Origin of the sequence: Paenibacillus sp. S28, from assembly GCF_016624415.1 — a bacterium.
GTDB lineage: Bacteria > Bacillota > Bacilli > Paenibacillales > Paenibacillaceae > Paenibacillus_AQ > Paenibacillus_AQ favisporus.
Map to the genome: position 1 here is coordinate 612,846 of NZ_JACVTM010000002.1, position 21,496 is coordinate 634,341.

General features: G+C 53.7%; 26 protein-coding genes. 25 read left to right on the forward strand and 1 reads right to left on the reverse strand.

The annotated features are described in order from the left end of the window. Positions 1–24 precede the first annotated feature (24 nt). From IAE55_RS07310 to IAE55_RS07360, 11 genes are all read left to right on the forward strand, one after another. Positions 25–300: a stage VI sporulation protein F gene (locus IAE55_RS07310; RefSeq protein WP_076170083.1), complete on the forward strand. Its 276-nt coding sequence runs from the start codon at positions 25–27 to the stop codon at positions 298–300. Positions 301–524: 224 nt separating this feature from the next. After that, positions 525–704, forward strand: a complete 180-nt coding sequence (locus tag IAE55_RS07315) for a DUF2768 family protein (protein WP_076170084.1) — start codon at positions 525–527, stop codon at positions 702–704. A 23-nt stretch (positions 705–727) separates the two neighbouring features. Next, a complete protein-coding gene (locus IAE55_RS07320) occupies positions 728–1,030 on the forward strand; it encodes a 2Fe-2S iron-sulfur cluster-binding protein (protein WP_089548059.1) in 303 nt (100 codons plus the stop codon). A gap of 27 nt (positions 1,031–1,057) precedes the next feature. Continuing rightward, positions 1,058–1,699, forward strand: a complete 642-nt coding sequence (locus tag IAE55_RS07325; protein WP_200631495.1) for a hypothetical protein — start codon at positions 1,058–1,060, stop codon at positions 1,697–1,699. After that, positions 1,696–2,055, forward strand: coding sequence for a 2Fe-2S iron-sulfur cluster-binding protein (locus tag IAE55_RS07330; protein ID WP_089548058.1), 360 nt, complete (start codon positions 1,696–1,698; stop codon positions 2,053–2,055). The genes IAE55_RS07325 and IAE55_RS07330 overlap by 4 nt, the downstream gene beginning before the upstream one ends. Positions 2,056–2,133: 78 nt before the next feature. Continuing rightward, positions 2,134–2,895 carry a DUF3939 domain-containing protein gene (locus tag IAE55_RS07335; RefSeq protein WP_234489340.1) on the forward strand — a complete coding sequence of 254 codons (762 nt, stop codon included), beginning with the start codon at positions 2,134–2,136 and terminating at the stop codon, positions 2,893–2,895. 486 nt (positions 2,896–3,381) lie between these two features. After that, positions 3,382–4,860, forward strand: a complete 1,479-nt coding sequence (spoIVA, locus tag IAE55_RS07340; protein WP_076170087.1) for a stage IV sporulation protein A — start codon at positions 3,382–3,384, stop codon at positions 4,858–4,860. A 287-nt stretch (positions 4,861–5,147) separates the two neighbouring features. Beyond that, entirely contained in the window at positions 5,148–6,224 is a 1,077-nt protein-coding gene (locus IAE55_RS07345) for a sugar ABC transporter substrate-binding protein (RefSeq protein ID WP_200631496.1), read from the forward strand. A 148-nt stretch (positions 6,225–6,372) separates the two neighbouring features. Continuing rightward, entirely contained in the window at positions 6,373–7,869 is a 1,497-nt protein-coding gene (locus IAE55_RS07350) for a sugar ABC transporter ATP-binding protein (protein WP_200631717.1), read from the forward strand. Continuing rightward, entirely contained in the window at positions 7,859–8,845 is a 987-nt protein-coding gene (locus IAE55_RS07355) for an ABC transporter permease (protein WP_105444680.1), read from the forward strand. Before IAE55_RS07350 ends, IAE55_RS07355 begins: the two co-directional genes overlap by 11 nt. Before the next feature lie 170 nt (positions 8,846–9,015). Further along, positions 9,016–9,288: an HU family DNA-binding protein gene (locus IAE55_RS07360; protein WP_076170090.1), complete on the forward strand. Its 273-nt coding sequence runs from the start codon at positions 9,016–9,018 to the stop codon at positions 9,286–9,288. A gap of 45 nt (positions 9,289–9,333) precedes the next feature. Here the strand turns inward: IAE55_RS07360 and IAE55_RS07365 are convergent, their stop codons facing one another. Continuing rightward, on the reverse strand, positions 9,334–9,516 hold the full coding sequence (locus IAE55_RS07365) for a hypothetical protein (RefSeq protein WP_200631498.1): 183 nt from the start codon (positions 9,514–9,516) through the stop codon (positions 9,334–9,336). Between the two features lie 104 nt (positions 9,517–9,620). Here IAE55_RS07365 and mtrB point away from each other — a divergent pair, with 104 nt between their 5' ends. From mtrB to trpE, 14 genes are all read left to right on the forward strand, one after another. After that, on the forward strand, positions 9,621–9,854 hold the full coding sequence (mtrB, locus tag IAE55_RS07370; RefSeq protein WP_076170091.1) for a trp RNA-binding attenuation protein MtrB: 234 nt from the start codon (positions 9,621–9,623) through the stop codon (positions 9,852–9,854). A 185-nt stretch (positions 9,855–10,039) separates the two neighbouring features. Further along, positions 10,040–10,591 carry a hypothetical protein gene (locus IAE55_RS07375; protein ID WP_200631500.1) on the forward strand — a complete coding sequence of 184 codons (552 nt, stop codon included), beginning with the start codon at positions 10,040–10,042 and terminating at the stop codon, positions 10,589–10,591. Positions 10,592–10,715: 124 nt separating this feature from the next. Further along, a complete protein-coding gene (locus IAE55_RS07380) occupies positions 10,716–11,597 on the forward strand; it encodes a heptaprenyl diphosphate synthase component 1 (protein ID WP_116229691.1) in 882 nt (293 codons plus the stop codon). Positions 11,598–11,605: 8 nt separating this feature from the next. After that, positions 11,606–12,340 (forward strand): demethylmenaquinone methyltransferase, encoded by a 735-nt coding sequence (locus tag IAE55_RS07385; RefSeq protein ID WP_076170190.1) that lies wholly within the window; start codon positions 11,606–11,608, stop codon positions 12,338–12,340. Next, complete coding sequence (locus tag IAE55_RS07390; RefSeq protein ID WP_145158469.1) at positions 12,333–13,205, forward strand: UbiA-like polyprenyltransferase; 873 nt, start codon at positions 12,333–12,335, stop codon at positions 13,203–13,205. The genes IAE55_RS07385 and IAE55_RS07390 overlap by 8 nt, the downstream gene beginning before the upstream one ends. Continuing rightward, positions 13,202–13,855: a UbiX family flavin prenyltransferase gene (locus IAE55_RS07395; protein WP_105444684.1), complete on the forward strand. Its 654-nt coding sequence runs from the start codon at positions 13,202–13,204 to the stop codon at positions 13,853–13,855. The genes IAE55_RS07390 and IAE55_RS07395 overlap by 4 nt, the downstream gene beginning before the upstream one ends. Positions 13,856–14,036: 181 nt before the next feature. Beyond that, positions 14,037–15,011, forward strand: a complete 975-nt coding sequence (locus IAE55_RS07400) for a polyprenyl synthetase family protein (protein ID WP_145158471.1) — start codon at positions 14,037–14,039, stop codon at positions 15,009–15,011. An 89-nt stretch (positions 15,012–15,100) separates the two neighbouring features. Beyond that, positions 15,101–15,544 (forward strand): nucleoside-diphosphate kinase, encoded by a 444-nt coding sequence (ndk, locus tag IAE55_RS07405; protein ID WP_076170097.1) that lies wholly within the window; start codon positions 15,101–15,103, stop codon positions 15,542–15,544. Then, positions 15,535–16,374, forward strand: coding sequence for a CheR family methyltransferase (locus IAE55_RS07410; protein WP_280117506.1), 840 nt, complete (start codon positions 15,535–15,537; stop codon positions 16,372–16,374). The genes ndk and IAE55_RS07410 overlap by 10 nt, the downstream gene beginning before the upstream one ends. A gap of 81 nt (positions 16,375–16,455) precedes the next feature. Further along, the gene (locus IAE55_RS07415; RefSeq protein WP_163879324.1) at positions 16,456–16,620 is read left to right on the forward strand and encodes a hypothetical protein; all 165 of its coding nucleotides are present in this window, start codon (positions 16,456–16,458) and stop codon (positions 16,618–16,620) included. 348 nt (positions 16,621–16,968) lie between these two features. Beyond that, positions 16,969–18,138, forward strand: a complete 1,170-nt coding sequence (gene aroC / locus IAE55_RS07420) for a chorismate synthase (protein ID WP_076170099.1) — start codon at positions 16,969–16,971, stop codon at positions 18,136–18,138. Between the two features lie 2 nt (positions 18,139–18,140). After that, positions 18,141–19,247, forward strand: coding sequence for a 3-dehydroquinate synthase (gene aroB, locus IAE55_RS07425; protein ID WP_200631719.1), 1,107 nt, complete (start codon positions 18,141–18,143; stop codon positions 19,245–19,247). Further along, positions 19,240–19,614, forward strand: coding sequence for a chorismate mutase (gene aroH, locus IAE55_RS07430; RefSeq protein ID WP_076170100.1), 375 nt, complete (start codon positions 19,240–19,242; stop codon positions 19,612–19,614). The genes aroB and aroH overlap by 8 nt, the downstream gene beginning before the upstream one ends. Positions 19,615–19,933: 319 nt before the next feature. After that, positions 19,934–21,487, forward strand: a complete 1,554-nt coding sequence (gene trpE, locus IAE55_RS07435; protein WP_145158475.1) for an anthranilate synthase component I — start codon at positions 19,934–19,936, stop codon at positions 21,485–21,487. The last annotated feature ends 9 nt before the right edge of the window (positions 21,488–21,496 follow it).

The window sequence follows — 21,496 nt, forward strand, 5'->3', positions numbered from 1 at the left end:
AATGCCGGAGGAGGGGAGAAGACATTGAGCAAAAACATTTCTAGGGATGCGCTGAAGGCGATCAATAAGAAAACGGGTAAAAACATCTCTGAAAGTGCCGTCAAAAAACTGGCCAGCACGGTTAAGCCGTCGACCATGCAAAACGAGGCCCAGCTCCGTCAGCTGATTAAACAAGTATCCGCGATGGCTAACGTTCCCGTCAGCGAGGAAACCATCAAGGATATCATCAGCGCCGTGAAGAAAAGCGGGATGAATCCAGAAAACATGGAAGCGTTGATGAAAATGATGATGAAGAAATAATCATATAGGTCAGACGAAAAAAGAGCATGAAGTCTTTGGAGCCGGAGGCTGCAGGGCTTTTCGCTCTTTTTTTATATGTGTCAAATCGTCTGTGCCGTTCCGATGAGAGGAAGAAGTACGGGGACTGCTGACCGAGCCTTACTTTGTGGGCGCATTTTGCGAAATTGGACAAGTTTCGTGTTATAATACGGTTAATGATGGAACAGATTGGAGAGTTTTAGCGTATGGATCCAATGACAAAAATGTGGGTATCCCTGATCGCCATCTTGATTATGGGGCTATCCGTCTTTCTCATTACCTTCGCCCGAACCAAAACAAAGGGGGTTCTTCGGGGAGCCCTCTCTTTGGTCGCATTTGTCATTATGGTGGTCGGATTTTTGGGCGGAATGGCAGCATTAATGTAGCAAAGGAACGGTGGATAACGAACATGGAAGCAGCATTACAGCTAATTGGAAGAACAATCGAGAAAACCGTCGTGCCTGAACCGGGCAAAAGCATCCTTCAGCATGCGAAGGACAACAAAGTGGACTGGCAGCACCTCTGCACCCGCGGTACCTGTGCCCGCTGCCGCTGTCTGATTTCCGAGGGGGCAGAGCACCTGGAGGAACCGACGAAAGCGGAACATCTTCGCCTCGACCCGGAAGAGTTTGACGAGGGCTATCGTCTAGGGTGCCAAGCCGTGGTCAAGACGGCGGGTAAAATCGTTGCCCGAAACAAAACGTATTTTTAAATGGACCGGAAGATTGGAGTGTGTGCCGTGCAGATCCCAGCCGAATTACAGCAAGCGCTGCATGACGCCTCTCATGCGCTGTCGCAAACCTCATCCTGCTGGTTAATTGGCGGAAGCTGCGGGCTTTTGCTGCAGGACGTGCATTTGGATAAACCGCCACGCGATATTGACATCTACGCCGATTCGGCCTCCGTATCGGAGCTTCATCATGCCCTTGCAGGGCGGGCGGTGGATCAGCCGGTCCTGAGCGTTACGGATCAATACAGGTCCGTGTTAAGCCATTATAAGTTGAGCCGGTACACGCTGGAACTGGTGGGAGGGTTCGAAGTTCAGGCGGAGGGTTCGCATTATAAGGTTGAAATTAACCGGAAGCTGGCCCCTGCGGGCGTCCATGCGAAACCAAACACAATACGGATTCCGCTGATGCCGCTCAGCCATGAGCTGCTGTTTAATGTGCTTCGGAACCGGGAGGACCGGTACACGGCGATTGCCGCTGCCATGCGGGCAGATTTGCAGGCCCATTTACCGCTCCTGGAGGATCTGCTCACGGATAATGAGTTCCAATCCGAGCACATTCAGATCATTTCCCAACTGCTCCATACCGAGTCGTTAGTACGATTTGCGGTAAGCGGGCGGGATTCAGGCCATGCCGGGCGGGAAAGCCAATGAACCATAAAGTTACGTTCCAGCCGTCAGGCAAAAGCGTTCTCGTCCGCGAAGGCATATCGCTGCTCCATGCGGCCAGGGATGCAGGTGTATACATACCCACGCGATGCGGGGGCAAAATGGGCTGTTTGATGTGCAAAGTTCAGGTTGACGCCGCCAGCGCCGGGCAGCTTACCCCTCCCGCCGAGGCGGAGAAGCGCAAGCTCGGCTCCCTGATCCGCAGCGGCACCAGGCTCTCTTGTCAAGCCAGAGTGCGCGGGGCTGTGACGGTGACAGTCCCGGAAGACAAACTGAAGGCGGCGGTCCGCAAGCAGCTGGAAGCAGCAAGGAACCGTGACAGGGAGGACGACCTGTGGTAGCGGCGGGCAGGACAAACACGTTACAGGCTGCTTGATGTATCAATCGGCTTTACTATATGCAAAGGGTGATATTTGTTGATGACATCGGCTTTGACCAACAAGATGATGAAGGGAGCCCGGAAGGCGGCGACGGCTGTCATGGTGCTGCTGTTGATCATGACCGCCACAGCCTGCATGTATCCGGATCAGAAGAGCGGTGAGACGAGGGTATCCTACCGTGAAAGCGTGAAGCGCATCCAGTCCGCGATGGACGATTTTCAAAAGGATCAGGGGATCCTGCCGATCATCAATGCGGATGAAACGACGCCGCGCTTTGAGAAGTTCCGCATCGACCTGGACCAGCTCCAAAAACGGGGCTACTTGGACGATATCCCAACGACCGCCTTTGAGAAAGGCGGAAGCGCATACTTTCTAGTACAGAACGAAGAGACCGACCCGACCGTTAAGGTCATGGATCTCGTCACGGTGCAAAAGGTCAACGACGTGCAGCGGGCGGTCGATTTGTATAAGTCCAAGCATGATGGGAAGCTGCCGGCCGGCGAAGAAATTTATCCCGGGATCCATACTGTTGACCCGGATCTGGCCGGCACAAACAATGTTGAGCTGAAGAGCGTATATTCGGGTCAGGACATGAGCTTTATCATGGATGCCAAGGGCGTGGTTTATGCGGATTATGCGTTTGATATTATGCAGATGATTGACAAGGAAGGCGTGAAGCCTTCCAAAGACGAGGATTTACGAGATTACCTGATCAAGTCTTCCGATTATGTGCCGGTGAAGTCGCTGCCGTACGAGTGGTCAGGGGATGCGCCAGTCGCCAAATCGGAGATAGGGGCGTGAAGCTGAACGTACAGATTGGAAGAGAAAGGCCTGCTGGAAACAGCGGGTCTTTTTTAATGCGTATTGCTATGTTTTTCGGGATTCCCGCTAGCAAAACAGCATCAACAAGCGGATGAGCGGCTGTGTGGCTGTGCGGCTGTGCGCAAGTAGTTATGTTGTGCTGCATGCTTCATATACATATTTATTTCTGCCCCGGCATATATCTGAGAGGGATGACGAGGGGCATGCGAACGACGCAGGATTATATGAATTTTATTCCGAATACCCGTCATATTGTTTTTAATAGGTACATACTATGATACTAGTCCAAATGCCTACGGAGTAACGCCGCTTTGCCGTTTCCCATCCTACCTGACTACCGGCGGCGGACTACTGACGACATTGTAAGGCTCCAATCCGTTGCAATGGCTCGAGGCTCCAGATGGAACACGAAGCGGATGCTCTTAAAGCATTTTTCCTTCGGAGTAAATGAGGAGGGGATCTCTTTTGGAAAAAGTGGACATTTTTAAAGACATTGCCGAACGAACTGGCGGGGACATTTACCTGGGTGTCGTCGGCGCCGTCCGCACAGGAAAGTCAACATTTATTAAACGGTTTATGGAAACAATCGTACTGCCGAACATTGCAAGCGAAGCAGACCGCGCCAGAGCGGTCGATGAGCTCCCGCAGAGCGCTGCCGGGAAGACGATTATGACCACCGAGCCGAAGTTTGTACCGAACAATGCGGTGCAGCTGAAGGTCACCGAAGGTCTGGAAGTGAACGTCCGCCTTGTGGACTGCGTAGGCTACGCGGTGGAAGGCGCCAAAGGCTATGAGGATGAAAACGGTCCGCGCATGATATCGACGCCATGGTTCGAGGAGCCGATCCCGTTCCAGGAGGCAGCCGAAATCGGGACGCGGAAAGTGATTCAGGAGCACTCCACGCTGGGCGTCGTGGTGACTACGGACGGCACGATTGCCGAAATTCCGCGCCACTCCTATGTGGAAGCCGAAGAACGCGTCGTCGCCGAGCTGAAGGAAGTCGGCAAGCCGTTTGTGCTGGTCATCAACTCCACGAAGCCGCGGAGTGAAGAAACGCTGCAGCTGCGCAATGAGCTTGCCGAGAAATACGACATTCCGGTCATGGCGCTCAGTGCGGCGACAATGACGGAGGATGATGTCACCGGCGTCCTGCGCGAAGTGCTGTACGAATTCCCGGTGCACGAAGTCAACGTCAACCTGCCTAGCTGGGTTATGGTGCTGAACGAGAAGCACTGGCTGCGCAGCAACTATGAAAATTCCGTACGCGATACGGTCAAGGATATCCGCCGTTTGCGCGACGTGGACCGGGTGGTTACCCAGTTCATGGACTACGACTTCATCAACCGCGCGGCGCTCAGCGGCATGAATATGGGCCAAGGGGTAGCCGAGATCGACCTGTTCGCTCCGGATGAACTGTACGATCAAATCCTGATGGAAGTGGTCGGCGTGGAAATCCGCGGCAAGGACCACCTGCTGCAGCTGATGCAGGAATTCTCGCATGCCAAGCGGGAGTACGACCGGTTCGCCGAGGCGCTGGAGATGGTCAAGACGACCGGTTACGGCATCGCCGCTCCGTCGCTGGCCGAAATGTCGCTCGATGAGCCGGAGCTGATCCGCCAAGGATCCCGTTTCGGGGTTCGCTTGAAGGCGACGGCGCCTTCGATCCATATGATCCGCGTCGATGTCGAGTCGGAATTCTCGCCGATCATCGGTACGGAGAAACAGTCCGAGGAACTCGTGCGCTACCTCATCCAGGACTTCGAAAACGATCCGATCAAGATCTGGGATTCAGACATTTTCGGCAGATCGCTGCACTCTATCGTACGGGAAGGCATTCAAGGCAAGATCGCCATGATGCCGGATAATGCGAGATATAAACTGCAGGAGACGCTTGGACGCATTATCAATGAAGGCTCTGGCGGATTGATCGCGATTATTTTGTAATCGTAATAGAATTAAGCCAAAACCGTAGGCAGGCGCTCGCTTGCTTGCGGTTTTTTTTGTGCTTGAATGCAGCAATGGATACCTGTTGATAGCAATTCCTGTTTTATACATAAAAATAAGCATATGGATGCTCGGAGCCGAGTTAAAGGACCGTTATAGCAGGTTTTTTATGAAAAAAAGAAAGTATTTATACAAACTCTTAAAAACCTATTTACATACTTGGGTATAGGCTTTATATTAGTGTATAACATTTTAACATAGTGAAGCTTTTAAGGGGGAAGAGAGAAATGCGTTTAAGAGGTAAAAAAAGGGGTTTCGTGTTGGCATCCGTCCTGCTGGTGCTGTCGATGGTGATGAGTGCCTGCGGTCATAACGCGCCGCCGGCAGCGGAATCGGGGAGTGCATCCGGTGCAAACGCGGACAAGCCTCTGGCAGGCAAACGAGTAGCGCTTATTATGGAGTTTAACACAGGGACGTTTTCCCAGCAATACGTTCAAGGGGTAACCGAGGAAGTGGAGAAATTCGGCGGAAAGCTGACGAAATTCGTGGCCGCCAACGATAAAGCAAAAATGGCGTCTCTGCTGGATTCGGCCATCACGCAGCATTTTGACTTGATTCTGACCGACCACGGTGATTCGCTCCTCGAACCGGGCCTGCGCAAGGCGGTGGAGCAGAAGATCCCTGTCGTCGTCTTCGACGCTGACGTGAATGTTCCCGGCGCAACCGTGCTCTCTCAGGACGACCAGAAGATGGCCGACTTGACGCTGCAGCAGATGAAGGAGGACATCGGAGGCAAGGGCAACATTGTTAAAGTATGGGTGGCCGGATTCGCACCGATGGAACGGCGCCAAACCTCTTACGCGAAATTTATGAAAGAGAATCCGGATATTAAGGAAATCGCTACGTTCGGCACGGCGAATAACCCGGCACTGGACACGCAGACCCAGATGGAAGCGATTCTGAAGCAGTATCCGAAGGGCCAGATTTCGGCCGTATGGGCTGCATGGGACGAGTTCGCCAAAGGGGCGGCGCGCGCCATCCAGCAGGCCGGACGCGATGAAATCAAGGTGTACGGTATCGATATGAGTGACGAGGACCTGCAAATGATCCAGGATCCTAGCAACCCGTGGGTCGCTTCCGCCGCTGTCGATCCAAAGGATATCGGACGCATCCAGGTCCGCTATGGCTACCAGAAGCTGCACGGGGATCAAACCGAGGACAAAGTCGTTCTGAATCCGGTGTACGTATCCCGCGACGCGCTTCCTAAGGAGCAAATTTCCACCACCGAGCTGTCCCAATACGTAGACGGCTGGGGTGCCAGCAAGCAAGGACTTCAGGACTGGATGAACGAGTACAGCAAGTAAAAAAGATCCGGTCAAACCGGCAAATGCAAGTCTTGGGGTGGTGCTGAGGCGCTGCCCTTTTTCAGGAACAGGGGTTTAGCCTCACTCCACTTTGTGGGGTTACTTTTTGAAGGAGGAATGCCGTGTGACATCATCATTTCAGCTGGAAATGAGCGGAATCGGCAAACAATTTGGCGGCGTTCCTGCGCTGCATACGGTGGATTTTATGGTTCGCGGCGGCCAGATTCATGCGCTGCTCGGTGCCAACGGCGCCGGGAAGAGCACGTTGATGAAGATTCTGTCGGGCGCTTATCAGCCGGACAGCGGGCGCATTGCGGCTGACGGCACGGAGCTGCACATTACCTCTCCGGCCGCGGCCAAGCAGCACGGCATTCACTGCGTGTATCAGGAGGTCGATTCAGCCCTCGTCCCGCAGCTGAGCGTCGCCGAAAACGTCATGCTGGACGCCTTGTCTTCAGGCCGGGGAAGCATGTGGGTCAATTACCGGTCTATGGACAAACAGGTCAAGGCGATTTTGTCCAGGCTGGATGACAGTATAGACATTCATAAAAAGGTGTACGAGCTGTCGCTTGCGCAAAAACAGATTGTCCTGCTGGCCCGCATTTTGTCCCAGGACGCCAAGGTGATTATATTCGACGAGCCGACCGCTCCGCTGAGCGACAGCGAATGCGAGGCTTTTTTCCGGATGATGCACTCGCTGAAAGACTCTGGTGTGGCGTGTATCTTTATTACACACCGCCTGCCGGAAGTGCTGCAGCACAGCGATATGGTGACCGTGATGCGTGACGGAAGGAAGGTTTACACCGGCCAGACACAGGAGATCACCGGGGAAGGCATTATCGGGCACATGCTCGGCAAAACGTTTGAAGAAGAGTTTCCGAAAAAGGATACCGTGATCGGGGACGTGCTCCTTCAGGCCGAAGGCGTCAAGCGCGGACACAAGGTGCGGGGCGCGGATCTTGAGGTCCGCCGCGGTGAAATTGTAGCTGTAGTCGGCCTGGTGGGCGCCGGTAAAACCGAACTGGCCCGGATCCTGAGCGGTGCGGATCAGCCGGACGAGGGAAGCATCCATCTGAAAGGGAGGAAGCTGTCGCTTAAGCAACCGGCGGACGCGGTATCCGCGGGAATCGTCTCCATCCCGGAGGAGCGCCGGAAAGAGGGAATCTTTATCCACGAATCGGTGGATTTGAACCTGTCCATACCGGTGCTGAACCAAGTCAGCAGGCTGGGGTTCATCTCGCGGAAGAAGGAGAAGGCTTTATCCGCCAAAATGATCGGGGCCCTCGGGGTCAAGGCTGCCTCTGGCAGCCAGCTGGTGAAGTTCCTGAGCGGCGGTAACCAGCAGAAGCTGGCGATCGGCAAATGGCTGGACAGCGGGGCGGAAGTTTTTATTTTTGATGAACCGACCAAAGGGGTCGATATCGGCGCGAAAAGCGATATATTCCGCATCATCGGAGATTTGGCGGATGCCGGCAAGGGCATTTTGTATTTTACCTGCGAATTGGCAGAAGGACTGGGAATCGGCGACCGGATCGCCGTCATGAGCGGCGGAACCATCAGCAAAGTATTTGCTCGGGGAGAAGCGACGCAAGCCCAGCTCCTATATTATGCGAGCGGAGGCTTGGAGGAAGACCATGAAGGATAAACTGTTAAACTTGGCGTTCCGGTACGGGGCGGTTGTCGTTATCATCGGGGTTATTGCATTTTTTTCATTCAGACTGCCTTATTTCTTCACGTACGGGAACCTGACCGACATTCTGGGCTCGATCACGATCGTGACCTTTGTGGCGATTGGGGTGACCTTGTCGCTGGTCGTGGACGGCTTTGACCTGTCGGTAGGCTCAACCGTGTCGCTGACCACCGTAGGCGCCGCGTCGCTGATGATATGGTATGAGCAGCCGCTGTGGGTCGTCATCATCGTGCCGCTCATCCTGGGTGCCGTCATCGGGCTCGTTAACGCATTCCTGATCGTCAAGCTGCGGATTCCGGATCTTCTGGCGACCCTTGCCGTGATGTACATTGTCGGCGGGATTCACAAAACGTATGCCGCGGGCTACACGATTTACAACCATATGGAATTCCCAGACGGCACCAAAGCCCCCGGCGAGATGAGCGCCGCCTTCCTGCAGCTTGGACAGGGCAAATGGTTCGGCATTCCGATTTCGGCCGTCCTCCTCATTATCGCTGTGGCGCTTGTGCATATTTTTCTGACGCGGACCAAATACGGCCGCCAAATGTACGTCACGGGCGGTAATGAGGAAGCGGCGCGACTGTCCGGGATCAAGGTGAAAAGGGTGCGTACGCTGGCGTACGTCGCTTCCGGCGTGTTCGCCGCGATTGGCGGGATTATTTACGCCTCCCGGGTCGGATCCGGTCAAATTGACGCGGGATCGCCGCTCTTGATGGAATCCGTGGCGGCTGTGTTCGTCGGTTTTTCGGTCTTTGGCGCCGGCAAGCCCAACGTCATCGGCACATTTATCGGGTCGGTATTGATCGGGGTACTGGTCAACGGACTGACCATGATGAATTTGCAGTATTTTACACATGATATCGTCAAAGGGATCGTTCTTGTCCTCGCTCTCGCCGTCACTTTTTACGTTTTGAACCGCTCGCGAACGTAAAACTCTTGAAATTCTGCGGTTGCTGTATTACTATAAGTTTGTTCCGCGCCTGCGGCTGAATACGGTCTATATGGCGATTCTATCTGTAAATCTCACAGATGAACGTATATTTTACGGCAAAACGGAAAGATTGATAACATCGATTTATTATTTTGGGAGGTGAAATGATAGTGAACAAGTCCGAACTGATTTCCCAAGTAGCTGAAACGACAGAACTGTCCAAGAAGGATGCGACGAAAGCGGTTGACGCTGTATTCGAATCCATCGCACAGGCTCTGCAAAACGGGGACAAAGTCCAACTCGTTGGATTTGGTAACTTTGAAGTGCGCGAGCGTTCCGCACGTAAAGGCCGCAACCCGCAAACCGGTGAAGAAATCGAAATCCCTTCGAGCAAAATTCCGGCATTCAAGCCTGGTAAAGCGCTCAAAGACGGAATTAAATAAGATTTCTACATATTCCATACGCAAGAAGAGGACCGTGACGCTCGTTCACGGCCTTTTCTTTTCTGTAGGGGTAGGGCTGACATCTCCTTCGAGAGGATTGCCGTTGTCGTCCTTTTCCGAATAGGCGATCAGGATGACGGGAGAACCCGTCAGCTGGGTCAGCTGCTGCTCGTATTCGCGAAGCTTGGAAATTTGCCCTTCCCGCAGGGGCGCCGGTTCATATTGCATGTTCTCAACTCCTTGGACTTTATTACATTGGGTAGTATAGCCACAGGATTTTAAAATAATTATAGGCTGTGTGTAAGGCTCGCTGAAGAAAGGAGGATACACTCATGGAGAATAAAGGGAATACGGGGAATAGCGATTTTATCGTGATCAAGGCGAAGGATCAAGGGGTGCAGGTCATTGGACTAACCCGAGGCCAGGATACCCGGTTTCATCACACGGAGAAGCTAGACAAAGGCGAAGTGCTGATCGCCCAGTTTACGGACCATACCTCCGCCATTAAAATTCGCGGCAAAGCCGAAGTGTGGACGAAACACGGAAGTCTCGAAAGCGACAGCTAATAGCAAGGAGCTCAGAAAAACAGCTCTTGAATGCAAATTAGCTGCTGGTCAGGGGATGGCAACTTACCTTAAGCGCAATCTGTACAAACGCAGGCATAGCCTGCTTTTTTTCGTTGTAGAATGAGGTATGGACAGCACGTGTCCGGACGAAACTAAGGGATACTATGACGATGGGAGGGCTGTACTTGAAACGATTTCTCATTCCTGGCCTGGTGCTAGCCGTTACGCTGGGCTCGGTCCTCTTCCTGCCTGCGCTGTATCATGCGGAGCATACATTTGCCCGGGAAAGCCGGGCTTTGGCCGCGTTTCATCCCCAATCGGGCTGGACGCTCGACAATGCGAATATCGTGGATGCGCTGGACAGCCTTCCCCTGACGCTGCCAATCCGCAAGGTGGAGTGGGAATCCCGCGTGCTGACGGTCGACCTGAAGGTGGCCACACCGGAGGTGTCCGTGTCTGAAATCTATTCGAATATCGCCGAGATCCTCTCATTTAGCTTTGACGGCACTTCCAATGTCGACCAGATTCTCCTTCGGCTCGTCGCAGAAGATAAATGGCTCGGCACACGGCATCTGCTGCTGGCTGCCGATGTCCGGCGGACGGAGTGGAGTCCGGAGCTGAAACTGGCGCTTGGCGAAGCGGGAGAAGGCCCGCTTGCGGACGACATCAAAGCCCGATTCCACCTCACCGAAACGAAACTGTGGAGAGACCGGTTCGATCCGCAGGAAAACGGGTAAAAAGAAGTAAGCATACTGTGCGTGGTCTGACAAGTTGTGCTATAATAAAAAAGATTGTGAACAAAAGTTCTTGCTCGCAACAGACGACATAGAAGTGAGAAAGTTATAGGCTCGGAGGCTGACGATGAAACCGTACCGCATACCCCAACTAGCAAAGAAATATGTCGATTACGACATGATCCAAACTCATACGGAGCTGCCGCCCTATCCGGATGCCCGTGTTCATCTTCTATATATTTTTCTGAACCAGGGAAGCCGCAAGCCTTCCGTGCATACAGAGCTGCTGGCGCTTGTCACGTCGCTCGTTCAGATGGGTATTGACACGCATGAAACGATCGACACCATCCAGGGCAAACAGAACGAGGGAGAAATGCGTTCCCGTCAGCTTAAAGTGCTCGCGGGAGACTATTTCAGCAGCCGGTTCTATCAGCTTCTGTCCCAGAAGGGGCAAATCGAGGCTGTATCGACGCTGAGCGCGGCTATTTGCGATGTGAATATTTTGAAAATGAATCTGTACGGCAAAATGAAAAGCCTTCTCCTGTCAGCGGAGGAATACTTACGGCAACGGGTACAGCTGAATATGCAGCTGTTTCTTTCTTTTACCCCTTTTCTGGATGACTCGTTAAAGGAACTGTGGAAATCGCTTCTCCGCGGCTTCAGCGAATGCGAAACGGTCGTTCGGGAAATGCATCTGAGCTCCGGCTCGGAGCCGTTCTTGTACAGCTATTCGTTCTGGCACATCCTGGATGTGGCCTCGGATGAAGACAAGCTGGCCTTGAAGGAAAACCGGGTTGAGCCGAAAGACTGGAAGAAGATGCTGCTTAAGTACAAGGCCGGAGAACATTTGGCGGATAAGCTGCAGCAGGCGGTGAACAGCGTGCAGTCCATCCTGAAAATGGTTAAGGGAGACGGAATGTTCCGGGAGATCGGACAGGTGCTTGACCCGTTCCTTCGTCAGCTTAACACACCGGGATCCGCTGTAGGGGAGGGATTGGCGAGAGGATGAATACCAGCATGAGTGAACGGGACACGAAGACGGAAAACAAATACTCACATGTCCAATCCGTTTTTGAAAGCATTGCACCGAAGTACGATGTGATGAACGATATTATAAGCTTTCGCAGGCACAAAGCCTGGCGGAAGTTCACGATGAAGAAAATGGCGATGAAACCCGGAGATACGGCGGTTGACCTATGCTGCGGGACTTGCGACTGGACGTTGAGCATGGCGGAAGCCAGTGGCACGGGGCAGATGGTCGGCCTCGATTTCAGCCCGAACATGCTGAAGGTCGGCATGGACAAAATCAAGGCGAGACACCTCGAGGATCAGATTACGCTGGTTCAGGGGGATGCCATGAATTTGCCGTTTGAGGATAACCGTTTTGACTACGCCACCATCGGCTTTGGTCTGCGGAACGTGCCTGACCTGGTGCAGGTGCTGAAAGAAATGCAGAGGGTGGTCAAGCCTGGAGGCATGGTTGTATGCCTGGAGGTATCCAAGCCGACGTGGCAGCCTTTTAAAGGAATTTATTATTCTTATTTCAAGTATATACTGCCTGGACTCGGAAAGGTGTTGGCCAAAAGATATGAGCAGTACAAATGGCTGCCGGAATCGTTGGCTCTTTTCCCGGGAAGAGAGGAACTGGCAAGCATATTCCGCAGCATCGGTCTTCAGAATGTCGAAGCCTATCCCCTAACTGGCGGCGTCGCAGCATTACATATTGGGATCAAGGAGAATCGGCATGTTTAAGAAAATCGGCATTTTTCTAGAAATGATCAAAATTGAGCACACATTATTTGCGTTACCTTTTGCGTTTATGGGCGCGATCCTCGGATCGGTCGTCGTAAATGGTCACCTTCCATCATGGGCCCAGATCGGCTGGGTCCTGTTAGCCATGTTCGGGGCCAGAAGTGCAGCCTTCGGCCTGAACCGGATGATTGACCAGGTGATCGACAAGAAAAATCCGCGGACGGCAAACCGGGCCATTCCGGCAGGGCTGCTGAAAAGTGCGGAAGTGATCCTGTTTACAGTTGTTTGCTTCCTGCTTCTGCTGTGGGCGGCCTATGAGCTGTCTCCGCTGGCACTCAAGCTGCTTCCGATCGCCGTGTTTCTTCTCGTTATTTATTCCTATACGAAGCGGTTTACCTGGCTCTGCCATCTCGTACTCGGTCTGACGATCGCCCTGGCTCCGCTCGGCGGCTGGGTGGCCGTGACCAACGAAATCGACTGGCCGTCGATCGTTCTGTACGTATCGGTTGCCTTCTGGACTGCCGGCTTTGATATCATTTATGCGATCCAGGATATCGATTTTGACCAGAAGGAAGGCTTGTACTCCATTCCGGCGCGCTTCGGCGTCCGCAAGTCGCTGCTCATCGCACGGTATTTTCATTTCATTACCGCGATCGGATTCGTTATCCTGTTCTTTACGACCGAGCTGAGCTGGTGGTATTTTGCCGGGATGCTGATCGCCTATATTATTCTCTTTTACGAGCATTTTATTTTGTCCCCGAATGACATGAGCAAGCTGCAGGTCGCCTTCTTTACGATGAACAGCGTCCTCAGCATTCTCGTTTTCGTATTCACCCTGATTGATTTGGTGGTGCAGTACTTGTGACGCAGACGGAGAACAAGAGAAGAAGCTGGGTCGTCGGGATTACCGGCGCCAGCGGTTCGGTGTATGGGGTTCGGTTAACGGAGGTTCTTCTGAAGCAGGGCTATGACGTGCACATCGTCGTCTCGAATGCAGGCTGGCGGGTGCTCGGCGAAGAGCTCGGCTGGAAAACAGCTCAAAGGGAGCTTGTGCTAAGCGAGAAATTTGGCGGCCATCCGGGCAGCGTCTATTACCATCCGGTGGCGGATATCGGAGCAACGATTGCCAGCGGCTCCTATCAGGTGGAGGGCATGGTGATTGCGCCGTGCTCGATGGGGACACTGTCCGCTGTAGCTAACGGATCGTCCGACAATTTGATGACCCGCGCTGCAGACGTCATGCTGAAAGAAGGAAGGCCGCTGATTTTGGTGCCTCGTGAGACGCCGCTTCATGCCATTCACCTGGAAAATATGCTGAAGCTCGCCAGGCTCGGAGTGAAGATGATTCCGGCGATGCCGGCTTTTTACTTTCACCCCCGGACGATCGAGGATTTGATCGACTTCCAGGTGGGGAAGGTGCTTGATATGATGCGGATCGAGCATGAGCTGTTCAGGCGTTGGGACGGCGGGCTGGCCGGACAGGCCAAAGCTGCAGAGTCCGGTACCAAACAATAGACAGTCCTCCAAACCCATTCGTGCAGCACGAATTGTATGCTATGATTTAAAATAAGATGAAAATGAATGGAAGAACGCCAGTGCTCTTTGTTTCTGCTATGCGGGCCATGCTCAAGCCGATGATTTGAACATGAACGGACAGGGAAATGCGGAGTAACATTACGCTGATACGGGTGAAGGAATGAAGAGATTAGACATATTCGGCTTACTGAAAAAAGATATGAATCAAATCGAACAAGAGCTCTTTCGCAGCATTGAGGGCGATCACGAGCTGCTGAACGAGACGTCCATGCACCTGCTGAAGGCAGGCGGCAAGCGGCTGCGTCCGGTGTTTGTGCTGATGGGCGGCAAGTTCGGCAGCTATGACCTGGACAAGCTGAAGCATGTGGCCGTTCCCCTGGAGCTGATCCACATGGCTTCCTTGGTGCACGACGACGTCATTGACGACGCCGAGACGCGCCGCGGTCAATTGACCGTCAAGTCCAAGTGGGATAATAAAATCGCGATGTATACGGGGGACTATATATACGCCCGGGCGCTGCTGCTGGCCACCAAGCTGGAGAACCCGAAGATTCATCAAATCCTCTCCAAAGCGATGGTCGAGATGTCCATCGGGGAAATGGAGCAAATCCGGGACTTCTTCAATACGGAACAGAGCATCCGTCGTTACCTTCTCCGTATCCGGCGCAAAACTGCCCTTCTAATCGCGATCAGCTGCCAGCTGGGAGCGGTAGCGGCAGACGCGGAGCCGAAGGTAGGCAACCTGCTCTACCGCTACGGCTACAACGTAGGGATGGCATTCCAGATTCAGGACGATCTCCTGGATCTGTGCGGAACGGAGAAACAAATCGGCAAACCGCCTGGAAGCGATATCCGGCAGGGCAACATTACGCTGCCTGTGCTGTATGCCCTGGAGGACGAGGCGATTCGGGAACCGCTGCTGAAGGAGATCGCCGTCATCCGGGAACAGAACGGGGAATGCGACGTTTCCGCAGCGGTTTCGCTCATCAAATCCAGCACGGGAATTGCCCGGGCGGAGGAGCTGGCTACCCGCTATATCAACAAGGCGCTGGAGGCGCTCGACCGGCTTCCGAACCAGCGGACGAAGAAAAATTTGCGCGATATCGCCCATTTTGTGACCAAACGTTCGTATTGATACTTCCGCTGATCCGACTTTCTGTTTACAATACAAATCATAACTATGTACAACATTCGCAATGACTTGAGGAAATGGAGAGTGAGTTTATGCAGCGAACTTTTTTAATGATCAAGCCTGATGGAGTGCAGCGTGGTTTAATCGGTAAAATTATCGGCAGATTGGAAGACAAAGGTTTCAAAATGGTGGCCGGCAAGCTGGTGCAGGTGTCGGACGAGCAGGCCAAGCGTCATTACGCGGAGCATGAGGGCAAGGACTTTTATGACAACCTGGTAAAGTTCATCACGTCCGGCCCTGTGTTCGCCATGGTATGGGAAGGGGATAACATTATTCAATTGTCCCGCATTCTGATGGGCAAAACAGAAGTCACGGAGGCTCTGCCGGGCACCATCCGCGGGGACTACGCTTCCCATACGCCCCATAATCTGATTCACGGCTCGGATTCACCGGAGAGCAGCGCACGCGAAATCGCCAATTTCTTCGAAGCGCATGAACTGGTGGATTACGACCGCAGCATTACGCCGTGGATGTAAAGCCTGTTTTATATAATAGCGGCGCGTCGGAAGAGCCAGGGACGCCCGACCCGGATTACATAGGGTTTATCCAGAATATTAAGCGAAGCACGGGAATCGACCTTTCGGACTATAAGGAAGCCCAAATGAAGCGGCGGCTGACGACGCTCAGGGTAAAGAACGGATATAGCAGTTTTGCGGAATTTTTCGAGGCGCTGCAAAAGGATAAGCGCTTGTTTCATGAGTTTCTGGACCGGATGACGATCAACGTCTCGGAATTTTGGCGCAACCCGAACCGCTGGGAAGTGCTGCGCGATGTGATCCTTCCGGAATTGACCGCAGGTGCGCGGTCCAAGCTTAAGGTGTGGAGCGCCGCATGTTCCACGGGAGAGGAGCCCTATACGCTGGCCATGATTTTGGACGGCAAAGGGCTGCTGCAGACGAGTACGCTGGTCGCCACAGATATCGATGAGGGCGCGCTGGCCAAAGCGAAACAAGGCTTGTACCTCGAGCGTTCGCTGAAGGACGTGCCGAAGGAAGTCGCGGCCCGGTATTTTTCCCAGGAAGGTCCGATGTACAAGTTCAGCGAAGGACTCAAGGCAAACGTCCAATTCCGTAAGCAGAATCTGCTGACCGACACGTTTGAGCAGAATCACGATCTCATCGTCTGCCGGAATGTGATGATTTATTTTACTGAAGAAGCCAAAGCCAAGCTTTACCATAAATTCGCCGCTGCCCTGCGTCCCGGGGGATATCTTTTTGTGGGAAGCACTGAGCAAATTTTTACGCCCGGCCAATACGGGCTCGAGCCGACCGAAACCTTTTTTTACCGGAAAAAGGCCGACGCTTAAGGTGTCAAGGTATATTCAAACCTTCTCTTTGCGATACTACGATTATATTACGGCATCAGACAAAGCGGAGGTTTGCACATCATGGACAAACGAAAGGTAATTACCGCGTATCAGCGCGGGTTTATTACCATTCAGGAATGCGGACAGATTCTGGGCATTGAGAGCGTCCAGCTGAGCCGCCTGGTACAGGATTCCCTGGAAGGTCAGAAGAATACGCAGCGAAGCAGTCAGCCGGTCAGCCGGTAGGCAGGCGGAAGCTGGCGCTAATAAGCACCGTACTTTCATTAGGAAAGGCGGTGCTTTTTTGTGCTTGGTTACGGGGCTATTCTTTCGGGTGTCCCCATGCAAAGGACTGAAGTTGCAAACGAACCGAACAGCTGGCCTTGATCGTGGGATTTCAATATAACGGGCTAATATGAACCAAGCTTCTCCTTGATCCATCTTCAATACAACCGAAGTGTTTTCCCTGGCTTTAGTACATTGCATATAGCTATAGGGGTTTCTTGTCAAAGCGTGGCACCTATACTATAATGGCAAAAGATATCTGCGGATTTTAGCCAGTTAATGTTTAACAGTTTAAAGGGGGAAAGCACCATGAGTATACGCTACTTAACGGCGGGGGAGACGCACGGACCTCAACTCACGGCCATTATCGAAGGATTACCGAGCCAGTTGAAACTGGACTTTGAAGCCATCAATTTTCAGCTTGCACGCAGACAGAAGGGGCATGGACGCGGGCGCCGCATGCAAATCGAGAAGGATACGGCGAATATTGTCGGCGGTGTCCGGCACGGTTATACGACGGGAGCTCCGGTTGCCCTCGTGGTTGAGAACAAGGACTGGGCGAGCTGGAGCAGCATCATGAACGTGGAGCCGATCGAAGGGTCGGATGAAGAGAAACGCCGCGTTCACCGTCCCCGCCCGGGACATGCCGACCTGAACGGCGGCCTGAAATACAACCATAAAGACCTGCGGAACGTGCTGGAGCGCTCCAGCGCGCGAGAGACGGCGGCACGCGTTGCCTGCGGGGCGATCGCCCGCCAGTTTCTCGAAGCTTTCGGCATCAAAATTGCCGGCCAGGTGATTCGGATCGGCGAAATTGAAGCGCCGGCCAACAACCTGAGCGTCGACGAACTGATCGAACGCACCGAGGCTTCCTCGGTTCGGGTGGTAGATCCTGAGACGGAAGCGAAGATGGAAGCCTACATCGATGAAATCAAGAAAGAAGGCGATTCCATCGGGGGGATCGTGGAGTGCGTCGTTGAGGGCGTACCGGTCGGTCTCGGGAGTTATGTGCAGTACGACCGCAAGCTGGACGGAAGGATCGCTCAGGCGGTCATGTCGATCAACGCGTTCAAAGGCGTCGAGATCGGCATCGGGTTTGAGGCCGGCGTGCTGCGCGGATCCCAGGTCCACGACGAGATCCTGTACGAGGAAGGCAAGGGATATACCCGGGCCAGCAACCGCCTGGGCGGTTTTGAGGGCGGCATGACCAACGGCATGCCAGTTGTCGTCCGGGGTGTGATGAAGCCGATCCCAACGCTGTACAAACCGCTGCAGACCGTGGATATTGATACAAAAGAGCCGTATACCGCTCAGGTAGAGCGTTCGGACGCCTGCGCCGTTCCGGCGGCGAGCGTGGTGATGGAGCATGTGGTCGCATGGGAAATCGCCAAGGCGTTCCTGGAGAAGTTCGGCGGCGATTCCATGGACGAAATCAAAGCCAACTATGAAAATTACCTTGCCCAAGTGGAGAGGTACTGATGATGAGAACCGTACAAGTGGAGCTTGGCGACCGTTCGTATCCGATCTATATTGGCCAGGGCCTTCTTCCCGAAACAGGAAGTTATCTGGAGAAGCATGGGCTGACCAAGAAAAGCACGCATCTGATCGTCACGGATGAGCAGGTTGCGGCCCGCCATCTGGACACCCTCAAGCAAAGTCTGGAAAGCCGGGGATATACAGCGGTCGTCTCGATTGTCAAGTCGGGGGAAACGTCCAAGTCCCTCACGGTGTATGAAGAAGTGATGACGACGGCCATCCAGGGCGGTCTGGACCGCAGCTCGGCTGTTCTGGCGCTCGGCGGCGGCGTGGTTGGAGACCTTGCCGGCTTCGTGGCTGCTACATATATGCGCGGCGTCAAATTCGTACAGATTCCGACCACGATTCTGGCGCATGACAGCAGCGTCGGCGGGAAGGTAGCCGTCAACCATCGGCTCGCGAAAAACATGATCGGCGCCTTTCACCAGCCCGAGCTGGTGCTATACGACATGGATACGCTGCAGACGCTCCCGGCGCGCGAAGTATCCGCCGGTCTTGCCGAGATGGTCAAGCACGGCCTGATCCGGGATGCGGAGTTTGCCGGCTGGTGCCGCGACCACGCGTCTGAGCTGCTGTCCCTGGACCGGGAGGCGCTGGCGTACGGATTGGAACGCGGCTGCTCCATCAAGGCCGATGTCGTGTCGGCCGATGAACGCGAGGGCGGCCTGCGCGCCATTTTGAATCTGGGCCATACGATTGGCCATGCGATTGAAGCGGTTGGCGGCTATGGGGAATTTTTGCACGGTGAGGCGATTTCCATCGGGATGGCGGGCTCGGCATTGCTGGCTGTCAAACTGGGACGCGATGCCTCCATCTATCCGGAAACGGTGTCCATGCTGAAGGCACTGAAGCTTCCGGTCGTACTGCCGGAGCACTTGTCCACGGATGAACTGATCGCGGCGATGAAGCATGACAAGAAATTTACGGAAGGTACTATGGTGTTTATCGTCCCGGATCGGATCGGGGAGGTCAGCATTGTGAAAGACATTCCGGAGGCTCTGGTCCGCGAAGTGATCGAAGAGCTGAGAAGAAAGGAGCCTGAGCATGTATAACCGGGGAATACGGGGAGCAACGACAGTAACCCGCAACGACGAACAGGAAATTCTGGATGAAACCCTTCGTTTGATGAAGGAAATTGCCGACCGCAACGAGATCAATCCGGAAGACATTTGCAGCATCTGGATTACGCTGACCCAAGATCTGGATGCAGCGTTTCCTGCCAAAGCGATCCGCCAGCTGGAAGGCTGGGAGCTTGTGCCGCTGATGTGTTCGATGGAGGTTCCTGTCAAGGGAAGCCTGCCTCGCTGTATCCGACTTATGGTGACGGTCAATACCGAGAAGGGCCAGGCAGAGATCAACCACGTCTACCTGAATGAAGCTAAGAAGCTGCGCCCGGATTTGGCCGCACCTAAAGCCTGATTTGAAAAACATGGTTGCCATAACAGGGAATGTTCCTGTATAGTGTAGGTAGTTGAGATGAGTAGAGTTTAGATGAGATGAGTTAAGTATAGAAGAGCAGAGTCCATAGGGTTGCATGTTATATTTCGTCAACATGTCCGTGCTGTGGCAGTCAAGGTGTTTCCTTGTATTAGGGGACGCGTGAATGCTGATGCGGTTCATGCTGTCGGACTCTTTCATATACTTATTGAAATCCAAACCTCTACTTCGGTAGAGGTTTTTTTGTTGCTTTCGCGTCTGCTGCTCAACAAAGTCCTGATCAATCGAAGGAGGGTACACGATGTTGAATCCTAGTAAAGAGCAGGTCATCGCCCTGGCCGGACAGTACAATCTGATCCCGGTCGTCAAGAGGCTGCTGGCCGATATGGAAACACCAATCCGTATATTTCAGCGCTATGCCCAGCGGGAATGCGCATTTCTGCTTGAAAGTGTGGAGGGAGGAAGCCAGTGGGCCCGTTATTCGTTTATCGGGACGGACCCGTTCATGATGATTTCCGGCAAGAAGGGGGAAATCGTGCTGGAGCAGGGCGGACAGAAGCAGCTCATGAAAGGGAAGCCTGTTGAGGAGCTCAAAGCGCTGCTTCGCTCGTATCGAAGCCCGAAACTCGATGATCTTCCTCCGTTCACGGGAGGAGCGATCGGCTTCTTTGGATACGATCTGCTGCAGTATTATGAGAAGCTTCCCGCGCATCAGGTCGACGATCTGGGAATGGATGACATCCGCTTCATGTTCTGCGACACGGTCATCGTGTTCGATCATGTGAAGCAGCAAATTTTGCTGGTCGGCAACGTGCATGTAAAGGAAGGGGACAACGACGAAGCGATCCGCAAAACGTATGACGAGGTGGACCGCAGGCTGGAGGAGATCGCGGGGCAGCTGCAAGAGCAGGGGCCGCGAGAGAATGTCAACGGCCGCAGCATTCCGGTGGATATCGACCTCGGCGAAATCAAGTCGAACATGACCAAGGAGCAGTATATGGCGAACGTTCGCCAAGCGCAGGAGTATATTCGCGCAGGGGACATTTTTCAGGTGGTGCTGTCCCAGCGCTTTCATATCGAGACGGAAGTGTCCCCGCTGCATGTGTACCGGGTGCTGAGAACACTGAATCCTTCGCCTTATATGTATTATTTGAAAATGCATGAAGAAATCATTGTAGGTACCTCACCCGAGGCGCTGGTCAAGGTCGACGGCAACAAGGTCGGCACCCGGCCGATCGCAGGCACGCGGCCGCGTGGGGCCGATGAGGCCGAAGACAGCCGTCTTGCCGCCGAGCTGCTCGCCGACGAGAAGGAGCGCGCCGAGCATTTGATGCTCGTGGATTTAGGACGCAACGATCTTGGCAGGGTGTCGGCGTTCGGCACCGTGAAATGCGACAGCTTTATGGAAATTGAGAAGTATTCGCACGTGATGCACATGGTTTCGAATGTGTCGGGAACGCTGCGGGACGACAAAGATTTCTTCGATGCCTTTCTGTCCTGCCTGCCGGCGGGAACGGTGTCCGGAGCACCGAAGCTGAGAGCGATGGAGATCATCGCCGAGATGGAGCGGGAGGCGCGGGGCGCTTATGCCGGCGCTATCGGGTATCTGGGCTTTAACGCCAACATGGACTCCTGTATTACGATCCGGACGATCATATTCCGCAAGGGCAAGGCGTACGTGCAGGCGGGCGCGGGCATCGTGTGGGACTCCGTTCCGGAGAAAGAGTATGAGGAGACGGTGAACAAAGCCAAAGCGCTCCTGAAATCGATCCGGACGGCGGAAGCGATGTTCCCGCCGGTCAAACTGGAGCGGGAAGTGACCAATCAGGATTATTTCTTTGAATATACACCTTAATGGACCGGA